This is a genomic window from Bradyrhizobium sp. CCBAU 53338, assembly GCF_015291665.1.
Taxonomy (GTDB): Bacteria; Pseudomonadota; Alphaproteobacteria; order Rhizobiales; family Xanthobacteraceae; genus Bradyrhizobium.
The window spans coordinates 950,339-962,415 of the sequence record NZ_CP030049.1 but is presented as its reverse complement, the minus strand read 5'-3'; the positions used below and the strand labels follow the sequence as shown (position 1 = coordinate 962,415).

10 protein-coding genes and 2 pseudogenes are annotated in these 12,077 nt (G+C 62.7%); 10 read left to right on the top strand and 2 right to left on the bottom strand.

Annotation, left to right across the window (positions count from 1 at the left end; translation table 11 throughout):
• Positions 1-86: 86 nt before the first annotated feature.
• Entirely contained in the window at positions 87-1,004 is a 918-nt protein-coding gene (locus tag XH90_RS38680; protein ID WP_232995648.1) for a LysR family transcriptional regulator, read from the bottom strand.
• 180 nt (positions 1,005-1,184) lie between these two features.
• Between XH90_RS38680 and XH90_RS38675 the strand changes: the two genes are divergently transcribed.
• From XH90_RS38675 to rpe, 8 genes and pseudogenes are all read left to right on the top strand, one after another.
• Positions 1,185-2,222, top strand: a complete 1,038-nt coding sequence (locus XH90_RS38675) for a class 1 fructose-bisphosphatase (protein ID WP_128955157.1) — start codon at positions 1,185-1,187, stop codon at positions 2,220-2,222.
• A gap of 12 nt (positions 2,223-2,234) precedes the next feature.
• A complete protein-coding gene (locus XH90_RS38670; RefSeq protein WP_100233973.1) occupies positions 2,235-3,110 on the top strand; it encodes a phosphoribulokinase in 876 nt (291 codons plus the stop codon).
• 16 nt (positions 3,111-3,126) lie between these two features.
• The gene (gene tkt / locus XH90_RS38665; protein WP_128955158.1) at positions 3,127-5,157 is read left to right on the top strand and encodes a transketolase; all 2,031 of its coding nucleotides are present in this window, start codon (positions 3,127-3,129) and stop codon (positions 5,155-5,157) included.
• Positions 5,154-5,705 (top strand): annotated as a pseudogene (locus XH90_RS39555) (type I glyceraldehyde-3-phosphate dehydrogenase); the annotation flags it as partial. The gene tkt and the pseudogene XH90_RS39555, both read left to right, overlap by 4 nt.
• Positions 5,706-5,762: 57 nt before the next feature.
• Positions 5,763-6,830 (top strand): annotated as a pseudogene (locus XH90_RS39550) (ribulose-bisphosphate carboxylase large subunit); the annotation flags it as partial.
• A gap of 12 nt (positions 6,831-6,842) precedes the next feature.
• Complete coding sequence (locus XH90_RS38655) at positions 6,843-7,250, top strand: ribulose bisphosphate carboxylase small subunit (RefSeq protein ID WP_128929478.1); 408 nt, start codon at positions 6,843-6,845, stop codon at positions 7,248-7,250.
• Between the two features lie 104 nt (positions 7,251-7,354).
• Entirely contained in the window at positions 7,355-8,305 is a 951-nt protein-coding gene (cbbX, locus tag XH90_RS38650; RefSeq protein ID WP_128955160.1) for a CbbX protein, read from the top strand.
• A complete protein-coding gene (gene rpe / locus XH90_RS38645; protein ID WP_128929480.1) occupies positions 8,302-8,985 on the top strand; it encodes a ribulose-phosphate 3-epimerase in 684 nt (227 codons plus the stop codon). The genes cbbX and rpe overlap by 4 nt, the downstream gene beginning before the upstream one ends.
• Positions 8,986-9,131: 146 nt before the next feature.
• On the opposite strand, the gene XH90_RS38640 is transcribed toward rpe, so the two are convergent.
• Complete coding sequence (locus tag XH90_RS38640; protein WP_164933596.1) at positions 9,132-9,287, bottom strand: hypothetical protein; 156 nt, start codon at positions 9,285-9,287, stop codon at positions 9,132-9,134.
• A 445-nt stretch (positions 9,288-9,732) separates the two neighbouring features.
• Here XH90_RS38640 and XH90_RS38635 point away from each other — a divergent pair, with 445 nt between their 5' ends.
• Positions 9,733-11,046 carry a sugar ABC transporter substrate-binding protein gene (locus tag XH90_RS38635; RefSeq protein ID WP_246755941.1) on the top strand — a complete coding sequence of 438 codons (1,314 nt, stop codon included), beginning with the start codon at positions 9,733-9,735 and terminating at the stop codon, positions 11,044-11,046.
• 47 nt (positions 11,047-11,093) lie between these two features.
• Positions 11,094-12,068 carry a carbohydrate ABC transporter permease gene (locus XH90_RS38630; protein WP_245478029.1) on the top strand — a complete coding sequence of 325 codons (975 nt, stop codon included), beginning with the start codon at positions 11,094-11,096 and terminating at the stop codon, positions 12,066-12,068.
• Positions 12,069-12,077: the final 9 nt, after the last annotated feature.

The following is a 12,077-nucleotide window of genomic DNA, read 5'->3' as shown; positions in this document are numbered from 1 at the left end:
CGATGGGTTGAATCGTCATGGCGCTTTAGCTCTTTGTTTGAGCATGAGTTTTGGGAAAACCGCTTCACACTTTTCCGGATCTTGCTTTAGCGCCCGCCGAGTTCAGGTAGGTACGGCAAATAATTCGACCCTTCAGAGCCAAGAAAATCGAACATAGCCTGCGCCGGCGGCAGCAGGACCTTGTCACTGCGGCGGATCACGTACCATTGCCGCACGATTGGTAGGCCCGCGACGTCGAGCACGACGAGGCGGCCCTCGCCGAGCTCGTGCGCGACGGTGTGCGCCGAGATGAAGGCGATGCCGAGCCCGGCGATAACAGCCTGCTTGATGGTCTCGTTGCTGCTCATCTCCATGCCGATGATTGGCTCGAGATCCGATTTCTGGAACATGCCCTCCATTAGTGTTCGCGTGCCCGAGCCCGGCTCGCGAGTGAGAAAGGTCTCGTGCACAAGGTCGGTCAGACTGAGTCCTCGGTCCTTTTCCAGCCAATGTCCCCTGCGGGCGACGATGATGTGCGGATTGCGGCCGAGCTGGCGCACGTCGACGTGGACGTCGGCGGGTGGCCGGCCCATCACCGCGAAGTCGAGATCATAACCGTGCATGGCTGCGCGGATCTCATCGCGATTGCCAATCGTCAGCTTGATCTCGATCTTGGGGTAGCGCTTGGAGAACGCCGCGATCGCATGCGGCACGAAATATTTAGCGGTCGAGACCGCACCGAGATGCACCGCGCCGCCGCTCCGTCCGGCGAGCAGGTCGAGCGCGCCCTGGCAGTCCGCGATCGCGGCCTCGACCCGCTCGGCCAGCGCCAACACTTCCTTGCCCGCCGCGGTCAGCTGCATGCCGTCGCCGGTCCGCTGCACCAAGGGCAGGCCGGCGAGGTCCTGAAGTTGCCGCAGCTGCTGGGTCACGGCCGGCTGGGTCAGCCCAAGATGGCCGGAGGCCGCCGTCACGCTGCCCTTGGCCGACAGCGCCGCGAGCGAGCGCAGCTGCCTGATCGTCAGATGCCGGAGCTGTGCAGCCGCCTGTCCGGGTCAATTATAAGAAAATTCTTTGGTGCTCATTACGAATAGAAATTTTCCTTATTAATCTGTCCCTGTCAATCTCCTGGTGCTGGGACTGACCGCGACCGACCTTCAGAGGGGAGGGCATGGCTGCGGCGCCGGCCAAGGGGATGGACGCAGATGACTGGGCAACTCAGGCTGGACGATCACCTTCAACGGTATTCCGAGACCGCGCCGCATGCGCTGGCCGTGGCGGCCGCAGTCGATGCCATCGCGGCGGCGGCCATCGAAATCGCCGACCTCATCGCGTCAGGTGATCTCGCTGACGCCTCTGGCCTGACCACGGAGCGCAACAGCGACGGCGACATCCAGCGCGACCTCGATGTCCAGGCCGATGCGATCCTGCGCCGCTGCCTCAGCAAGCTGCCGATCGCGGCGCTGGCGTCGGAGGAGATGCGCGAACCCCAGATCGGCGACCGCGAGGGCCGCGTCTGCATCGCGATCGATCCGCTCGACGGATCCTCCAACATCGACATCAACATGACGGTGGGGACGATCTTCTCGATCCTGCCGGCACCCGACGACCTCTCGCTCGCCTTTCACCAGCGCGGATCAGTGCAGCTTGCGGCGGGCTTCGTCACCTACGGGCCGCAGACCTCGCTGGTGTTGACGCTCGGCGAAGGCGTCGACATCTTCACGCTCGATCACAAGGCCGGCTGCTTCCGTCTCGCCCGCAGCGGCGTGCAGATCTCCGAGGCCTGCGAGGAGTTCGCGATCAACGCCTCGAACCGTCGGCACTGGGATCCGCCGGTGCGCGCCTTCATCGACGAATGCCTCGCAGGCGTCGAAGGCCCCGCCAACCATGATTTCAACATGCGGTGGGTCGGCTCGCTGGTTGCCGAGGCCTACCGAATCCTCACCCGCGGCGGCGTCTTCCTCTACCCTTCGGACGCGCGCCCCGGCTACGGCGAGGGCCGCCTGCGCCTGACTTACGAGGCGCATCCGATGGCCATGATCATCGAGCAGGCCGGCGGCTCCGCCTCCACGGGACGCGAGCGCATCCTCGACCTCTCCGCGCAGAGCCTGCATCAGCGCGTGCCCCTGATCATGGGCTCGAGCAACGAGGTGCGGCGCGTCGAGGAGCTTCATTGCGATCCAGTGCTGGTCGCCAGCGTCTCTGCGCCGCTGTTCGCGCGGCGCGGATTCTTCCGGCTCTGAGCGAGGTGTCCCATGTCCAGGAAGCATCCGATCATCTCCATCACCGGCTCCTCCGGCGCCGGCACCACCTCGGTCAAGAAGACTTTCGAGCAGATTTTTTTCCGCGAGAAGGTCAATGCCGCCTACATCGAAGGCGACGCCTTCCACCGCTACGACCGCGCCGAGATGCGCGCGCAGATGGCGAAAGAGGCCGAGCGCGGCAACAAGCATTTCAGCCATTTCAGTCCCGAGACCAACCTGTTCGAGGAGCTGGAGCGCGCGTTCCGCGACTACGGCGAGACCGGTACGGCGGTGACGCGGCACTATGTCCACGACGCCGAGGAATCCGCGCTGCATGGCACGGCGCCCGGTACTTTCACCGACTGGAAGCAGCTGCCGGAGAACTCCGACCTGTTGTTCTACGAGGGCCTGCACGGCGCCGTCGTCACCGACAAGGTCAATGTCGCGCGCTATGCCGATCTCAAGATCGGCGTCGTGCCCGTCATCAACCTCGAATGGATTCAGAAGCTGCACCGCGACCGCAGCGCGCGCGGTTATTCGACCGAGGCGGTCACCGACACCATCCTGCGGCGGATGCCCGACTATATCCACTACATCTGCCCGCAATTCACCGAGACCGACATCAACTTCCAGCGTGTGCCGACGGTCGACACGTCCAATCCGTTCATCGCGCGCTGGATCCCGACGCCGGACGAATCGATGGTCGTGATCCGCTTCAAGAATCCACGCGGCATCGACTTCCCCTATCTGCTCTCGATGCTGCCGCAGAGCTGGATGTCGCGCGCCAATTCGATCGTCTGTCCCGGCGCGAAGCTCGATCTCGCCATGCAGCTGATTCTGACGCCGCTGATCATGCAGTTGATCGAGCGCAAGCGCAGCCTGAAGTGAACGAGGAGAGACACCGATGAATATCTCCGTCCACGCCGAAGCCGACATCACGGCAGTCGCGCATAACGATCTCGCCAACGCCGTCCGCTTCCTCGCGGTCGATGCCATCGAGACCGCGCAGTCGGGCCATCCAGGTCTGCCCATGGGTATGGCCGATGTCGCGACCGTGCTGTTCTCGCGCTTCCTGAAATTCGACTCGGCGCATCCCAATTGGCCGGACCGCGACCGCTTCGTTCTGTCGGCGGGCCACGGCTCGATGCTGCTCTATGCGCTGCTGCACCTGACCGGCGGCGACCTCAGTCTCGATGACATCAAGGCGTTCCGGCAGTGGGGCTCGAAGACGCCGGGCCATCCCGAATACGGCCACACGCCGGGAGTCGAGACCACGACGGGTCCGCTGGGGCAGGGGATTGCGACCGCGGTCGGCATGGCGCTTGCCGAGCGCATGGCCAATGCGCGGCATGGCGACGGCCTCGTCGATCACTTCACCTACGTGATCGCGGGCGACGGTTGCCTGATGGAAGGTCTCAGCCAGGAGGCGATCTCGCTCGCGGGTCATCTCGGGCTCGGCCGTTTGATCGTGCTGTTCGACGACAACGGCATCTCCATCGACGGTCCGACGTCGCTCGCGACATCGGATGATCATCTCGCGCGCTTCGCGGCCTCCGGCTGGTCGGTGCGCCGTGTCGACGGACACGATCCAGAAGCCGTGGCCCAGGCGATCGCGGAGGAGCGGGAGACCGCCAAGCCGTCGCTGATCGCGTGCCGCACCATCATTGGTTATGGGGCGCCTGATCGGCAGGGCACCGAGAAGGCGCATGGTGCGCCACTCGGCACCGAGCAGACCGCGGCGGCGCGCCGCGCGCTCGGTTGGGATTATCAGCCTTTCGTGGTGCCGATCCCGGTGCTCAAGGCGTGGCGGATGATCGGACAGCGCGGGCAGGTCGAGCGACTCGCCTGGCTCGATCGTTATGAGCGCGCAACGCCCGAGCAGCGCGATTTGTTCGTGGAAGGTAGGGCGGTTGCCCTGCCTGCTGCCTATGTGCTCGCCGCGGCGAAGTTGCGCGAGCGCTTCGCATCCGAACGGCCGAAGCTGGCGACGCGGCAGGCTTCGCAGCAGGTGCTTGACGGCATCGCCAGCACCATTCCCGGACTGGTCGGCGGCTCGGCGGATCTGACGCATTCGAACCTGACGCAGGCGAAGGCGCAGACCCCCGTTAAAGCCGGTGCGTTCGCCGGTGGCTACATCCACTACGGTATCCGCGAGCACGGGATGGCTGCAGCAATGAACGGCCTCGCGCTGCATGGCGGCTTCATTCCCTATGGCGGCACGTTCCTCGCCTTCTCCGACTACAGCCGTCCCGCGATCCGGCTCGCAGCGTTGATGCGGCTGCGGGTTATCCACGTGATGACGCACGACTCCATCGGGCTCGGTGAGGACGGCCCGACGCATCAGCCGGTCGAACACCTTGCCGCGCTGCGGGTGATCCCGAACTTGCTGGTGTTCCGTCCCGCCGACGCGGTCGAGACGCTGGAGGCTTGGGACTGCGCACTCGGCTCCGAGCATCGCCCGTCCGTGCTGTGCCTGTCGCGTCAGGCGCTGCCAACTTTCCGCAGCGATGCCCGCGGCAAGAACCGCGTCGCACGCGGCGCCTATCTCGTCGTCTCGCCCGACGGCGGCCGTGACGTGACGCTGATCGCGACCGGCTCGGAAGTCTCGATTGCGCTGGAAGCAGCCCGCCTGCTCGCGACCGAGCACATCCGCGCGGCCGTGGTGTCCGCGCCCTGCTTCGCCTTGTTCGAGGAGCAGCCGGACGATTACCGCGCCACCGTGCTCGGCACGGCGCCGCGCGTCGGCGTCGAGGCAGCGGTTGTCGGCGACTGGCATCGCTGGATCGGTGCCGACGGTGAGTTCGTCGGCATGCGCAGCTTCGGTGCCTCGGCGCCGGCGCCCGTGCTGTACCGCGAATTCGGCATCACACCGCAGAGCATCGCAGAAGCGGCCAGGCGCTCGGTCGCACGTCGGAACCAGGGAAGAACAGCATGAGCTTGCGTGTCGCCATCAACGGATTTGGCCGGATCGGTCGCAACGTGCTGCGTGCGATCGCCGAGTCCCGCCGCAACGACATCGAGGTGGTCGCGATCAACGACCTCGGTCCGGTCGAGACCAATGCGCATCTGCTGCGCTTCGACTCGGTCCACGGCCGCTTTCCCGGCGAAGTCAAGGTCGACGGCGATACGATCGACGTCGGCGGCGGCCCGATCAAGGTGACCGCGATCAAGGACCCGGCGCAGCTGCCGCATCGTGCGCTCGGTGTCGATATCGCCCTGGAATGCACCGGTCTGTTCACCTCGCGTGAGAAAGCCGCCGCACATATCCAGGCCGGTGCCAAGCGCGTGCTGGTCTCGGCGCCGGCAAGCGAGGTCGATCTCACCGTCGTGTTCGGCGTCAATCATCTCGCCCTGACCGGCGATCACATCGTGGTCTCCAACGCCTCGTGCTCGACCAACTGCCTCGCGCCGCTCGCTCAGGTGCTGGACGACGCCGTCGGGATCGAGAAGGGGTTCATGACCACGATCCACTCCTACACCGGCGACCAGCCGACGCTCGATACGTTCCACAAGGACCTCTATCGCGCCCGCGCCGCGGCGCTGAAGGCGCTGCGGCTCGAGGACATGCGGCTGCCGGTCGCCTATGTGAAGACGTTCCAGGGGCCGGCCACCGGCATCGTGGTCGAGCGCGAGCGGCTCGACAAGTTCGGCCGGCCGCTGCTCGGCGCCACCATCAAGCCGAAGCTCGGCCTCTCGGGCCGCAATTACGGCCGCGTGGTCTATGAGGCGCTGAAGGGCGGGCTCGACTTCACCAAGGACGACGAGAACATCAACTCGCAGCCCTTCATGCACTGGCGCGACCGCTTCCTCTACTGCATGGAAGGCGTCAACCGCGCGCAGGCGGCGTCGGGCGAGGTGAAGGGCACCTATCTCAACATCACGGCCGCGACCATGGAGGACATGTACGAGCGTGCGGAGTTCGCCAAGGAGCTCGGCTCGGTCGTGGTCATGATCGACCTCGTGATCGGCTACACCGCGATCCAGTCGATGGCGAAATGGGCGCGCCGCAACGACATGATCCTGCATCTGCACCGCGCCGGTCACTCGACCTATACGCGCCAGAAGAGCCATGGCGTGTCGTTCCGCGTCATCGCCAAATGGATGCGGCTCGCCGGAGTCGATCACATCCACGCCGGCACGGTCGTCGGCAAGCTCGAGGGCGATCCCAACACCACGCGCGGCTATTACGACATCTGCCGCGACGACTTCAACCCGATGAAGCTCGAGCACGGCGTGTTCTTCGACCAGAGCTGGGCGAGCCTGAATAAGCTAATGCCAGTGGCTTCCGGCGGCATCCATGCCGGCCAGATGCACCAGCTGCTCGACCTGCTCGGCGAGGACGTCGTGCTGCAGTTCGGCGGCGGGACCATCGGCCACCCCATGGGTATCCAGGCCGGGGCGACCGCCAACCGGGTGGCGCTGGAAGCGATGATCCTCGCTCGCAACGAGGGACGTGACTACGTTCACGAAGGCCCAGAGATCCTGGCCAAGGCCGCAGCGACCTGCACGCCGCTGAAGGCCGCGCTGGAGACCTGGAAAGACGTCACTTTCAACTATCAATCCACCGACACGCCGGACTTCGTGCCGACGGCGCTCGCCGCTGTCTAAAGGAGAGCAAAGATGAAACTGACCCAAGGCTGTTTCTCCTTCCTGCCCGATCTCAGCGACGAGCAGATTACCAAGCAGGTGCAATATTGCCTGAGCAAGGGTTGGGCGGTGAACATCGAGTTCACCGACGACCCGCATCCCCGCAACACCTATTGGGAGATGTGGGGTCTGCCGATGTTCGATCTCGCGGACGCTGCCGGCGTGATGATGGAGCTCGCCGAATGCCGCAGGGTGTATGGCGACCGCTACATCCGCGTCTCGGGATTCGATTCCAGCCATGGCTGGGAGTCGGTGCGCATCTCGTTCCTCGTCAACCGGCCCGCGAAGGAGGCTGAGTTCGAGCTGGTGCGCCAGGAGATGGCCGTACGCTCGGTACGTTACACCACCGTACACCGGCAACCTCAGCCGGCTTCCTCTTAGTCGCTTTCCGCTCGGAGCGACTCTTTCTCCCCGCTCCGACTCCCTGGCGGACAACTGCTTCGCCGTCATTTGCGGCGGCGAAGCCTCTTTATTCGAGGTCCAAGATGCTGGATGTGCCGCACACGACGACCATTGAGGTCAATGAGGTGCCTACTGCGTTTGACCTGCGCAAGGAGGCCGAGGCGGCGGGGATCACGGAGACCTTGCACCAGCTCGAACAAGAGTTGATCGGCTTGAAGCCCGTCAAGCAGCGGGTGCGGCAGATCGCTTCGCTCCTGTTGATTGAGCGGATCCGGCAGCGGGCCGGGCTCGTCTCCTCGGCCCCGACGCTGCACATGTCCTTCACCGGCAATCCCGGCACCGGTAAGACTACCGTCGCCCTGCGCATGGCGAAGATCTTGCACGGCCTCGGCTTCGTGCGGCGCGGACAGGTGATCTCGGTGACGCGCGACGACCTTGTCGGTCAGTATATCGGTCACACTGCGCCGAAGACCAAGGAGATCCTGAAGAAGGCGATGGGCGGCGTACTGTTCATCGACGAGGCCTATTACCTGCACCGGCCCGACAACGAGCGCGACTATGGTCAGGAAGCCATCGAGATCTTGCTGCAAGTCATGGAAAACCAGCGCGAGGATCTCGTCGTCATTCTCGCGGGTTATGGCGAACGGATGACCAGTTTCTTTGCCTCCAATCCAGGCTTCCGATCACGCATCGCCCACCACATCGAGTTTCCCGACTATTCGGAGGCGGAGCTGCTCTACATTGCCGAGCTTATGCTGAGGGAGCGCGGCTACCGCTTCTCGGCCGCGGCACGCGAGTCGTTCGAAAGATACATTGTGCTGCGCCGGACTCAGCCGTTCTTCTCCAATGCGCGCTCGGTCCGCAACGCTGTCGATCGCATCCGGTTGCGCCAGGCCGATCGGCTGGTCTCCGATCTCGACCGGATGCTCGAGATCGCTGATCTCGAAACCATCGATCCCTCCGACGTATTGGCGAGCCGCGTGTTCAGCGGCGGAGCTGGCAGCGAGCAGGCGACCGGGAGCAAATGTCCATGACCAGGGATATCGTCATTGCTCCCTCGATCCTGGCGGCGAATTTCGCGCGTCTCGGCGAGGAGGTCGCGGCGATCGACGCAGCCGGCGCTGACTGGATCCATTGCGATGTCATGGACGGGCACTTCGTGCCGAACATCAGTTTCGGTGCGGACGTGATAAAGGCGGTGAGGCCGTTCACCACGAAGACGTTTGACGTTCACCTCATGATAGCGCCCGTCGACGCTTATCTTGAAGGCTTTGCCAAAGCCGGTGCCGACATCATCACGATTCATGCGGAAGCCGGTCCACATCTCGATAGTTCGCTGCAGGCTATTCGCGCGCTCGGCAAGAAAGCGGGCGTAAGCCTGTGTCCGTCGACGCCGGAGGGTACAATCGAATATGTGCTCGATAGGTTGGATCTGGTGCTTGTCATGACCGTCAATCCGGGCTTCGGTGGCCAGGCGTTTTTGGAGTGCCAGATCCCCAAGATCAGGCGCATTCGCGCCATGATCGGCGATCGCCCGATCCGCCTTCAGGTCGATGGTGGTATCACGTGCCACAATGCTGCCGCCGTCGTGGAGGCTGGGGCCGACACGTTGGTGGCGGGTTCAGCCCTGTTTGGCGGCAATATCGCTGCCGAGTACGCCACCAATATCGCGGGCCTACGAATGGCAACTAGGGTTGGCCGGTCCCCGAGTTAGACTTCGGCATGGGTCAACAAACACGCAGGACGCGGCGGCTAGGCGCTATGCCGGAGGGACGATGGGGCCGTCGCGGTGAATTCCTCTGCCGTGCGCTTTAGTGGGAACTGCTCGGCTCGACCTCATCGTGATGAACCGCTGAACCATCACAAAGGCGTCAAGTCGAGCGCAAAAGCCATTGCGACGAGTAGAGAGAGCAGAAGGCCTGCTCCACAAAATATACCAAGAATCTTGAGAGTATCGCCGTCCTCAGCTGGTTTTCTGACCGTGCTGGAAACGACTCTTGCGATTTGCGCGATCATCCTGCAACTCCAATTGGCAATGCCAGACTGAAAGCAATTTATACTGAGAACAGCGTCATCGGGCCAGCATTGCAAGCATGAGAGGCTACTCTGCCTAGACCAAATGTCTGGCGGAGGCTTTTTTCAGATCGTTTTCGTATGCCTGCAAAAGTGCTGTTGAAGCGTCCACTGGCGCTTCGCATTGCGTAGCCTCGTCGCGGCCAGCCGATCTTATTTTAGAAACCCCGATTTCTGGCTCTTACCCAACCTTACCCAAACTCTGTGTCAAAAGCCGCTTAGCCCGTTAGAATGGCGCATAGCCTTCGCCTACCACGGCCTCTGCTAGAGGAGAGGGCGCGTGGTTTGCGGGCCAAAGAGCCCATCGGAGGGAATCATGCCAAGGACGCTAGCCGTTGTTTGCGGTCATTCGGCTCAACTTATCAAAAAAGCTCTCATTAACTCCACCGTGTGCGCCGGGGCGGCACTGGCTGCCACCCAGGCCTACGCAGAAGACATCAACTGGCGGCAATTCGAAGGCACGTCCATCGTCTGGGCCTACGATATTCACCCCTATGCTGACGCTGTTGCGGCTCAACTGCCCGAGTTCGAGAAACTCACCGGCATCAAGGTGACGCCGGAGCTTTATCCGGATGATGCCTATTGGAATAAGCTAACGATCCAGCTCAGCACGAAATCGCCAAGCTGGGATGTCGTCGGCACGGGCATCCAGCCCGCCTGGGACCTTGCCCCGGGCCAACTGCTCGAACCGCTCGATCGCTATCTAAACGATTCAAAGCTCACCTCTGCAGCCTACGACTACAAGGACTTCTTCCCAGCCTTGCGCGAAGCGCTGACATGGAAGGTCAAGGAGGGCCAGATCGAGGCCGGCAGCGGGCAGGTCTGGGCGATCCCCCATGGCTTCGAGAACATCCAGTTGTTCTACCGCAAGGATGTGCTGGACAAGCACGGTATCAAAGTCCCGAGCACCCCGCCGGAGATGTCGGCCGCTTGTGAGAAACTCAAAGCTGCCGATCCCACCATCACGCCTCTCGGCGTTCGCGGCGTAAGGTTCTGGAGCAGCATCCACACGGCTGCGATCTCGATTGCGAGGTCCTATGGCGTGCACGATTTCGTCGTCAAAGACGGCAAACTCGACACGGGCCTGGATTCGCCAGAGTCGATCGCCTTCCACAAAGACTATGTCGACATGATCAAGAAATGCGCTGCTCCCTCCTTTGCCAATGACAATTGGTACCAGGTGGTCGAAGGGATCAATTCAGGGCGGACCGCCATGGCGATCGATTCCAACATGTTCGGTTTCTGGAACGACGTCGCCGGCAAGCCCGCCTCCGGCAAGATCGCCTTTGCACCACCGTTGCGCGCACCGAACGGCAAGAACTTCGAATCCAACATCTGGATCTGGTCTCTGGCCATGAACGCCGCCTCCCAGAAGAAGGGCGCGGCCTGGCTCTTCATCCAATGGGCGACCTCCAAGCAGGTCGAGCTGAACGGTGCCGTTGCGGGCAAGCTCGTCAACTCTCCGCGCGCATCGACCTGGAGCGACAAGGCCTGGCTCGAATACGCCGCAAAGCCTGAATTCAACAACTTCGTCGAGACGTTCAAGACTGTGCAGGACCAGGCGCAACTCGCCTTTACGGCCCGCGTCGGCTTCGCCGAGGCAATGAATGCCTGGGCGGTGGCGATGCAGAAGATGGTCAATGGAGCGGATGTGAAGGCAACGCTGACCGACCTTGCCTCCGAGATCCGTTCGTCGATGTGAAGTCCCAAAGGGGGTGGTAGGCTTGCATGCCGCCCCCTTGGATTTCGATGTCAGTTGAAATGTATTCTTCAGGATTAGACGCAATCGTGACGCTGCAGTCTTCAGTGAGCCAACTCGCTTCGGCGCAAGACGGCGCGGCCAAGAGTGCCAGCCCGCCGCGCCTTGACTGGTGGAGCATCGCCGCGATCGCGCCGGCGGTCTTGATCCTTCTTGGCTTTCTGTTCCTGTTCTTCTACGGCGTATTTCAGTCCCTGACGGATCTCAAGTTCGGCCGGCCACTGGTCCACTTTATTGGCCTTACCAATTACGCCGCGTTGATCAAGACAGACGACTTCTGGAATAGCGTCCGAGCAACACTTGTCTACGCTGGTTCAGCGGTCCTTGCGGAAGCCGTGCTCGGCGTTGCCCTCGCCAAGCTCTTTGCCACCGAAGTGTTCCTGGCACGCGTGATGCGGCCGGTCATTCTGTTGCCACTCGTGCTTCCGCCCATGAGCGTTGCCTTGATGTGGACGACGATGATGGATCCGCAGAGCGGCATCCTGAACTATCTGCTGTCGCTTGTAGGAATGGGCCGGTTTGCATGGATTTCTGATCCCGCGACAGCGATGATTTCCCTCGTCCTGATCGACATATGGACTTACACCCCCTTTTTCACGCTGATCATCTTCGCCGGCCTCCAGGGCATCAATGAGGAGATCAGGGAGGCCGCGCGCGTCAATGGTGCAAAGGGCTGGGCAACCTTCCTCTACATCGAGCTGCCGTTGATCGCGCCCTACATCCTGATTGCTGCGGTCTTCCGTCTGATCGAATCTCTCAATCAATTCGACATCATTTTCGGAACGACGCAAGGCGGTCCCGGCAACAGCACCTCCGTTCTTTCCGTGCGCGCCTACATCACCGCATTCCAGAACCTCGCCTTCGGCCGGGGCGCGGCCCTCATGGTCGTCAATTGGATCATCGTCCTGGCCGGAGCGTTCCTCACGGTCAAGTTGTGGCGATACGTCCGACAACGCGTTAGCTGAAGAGACGCG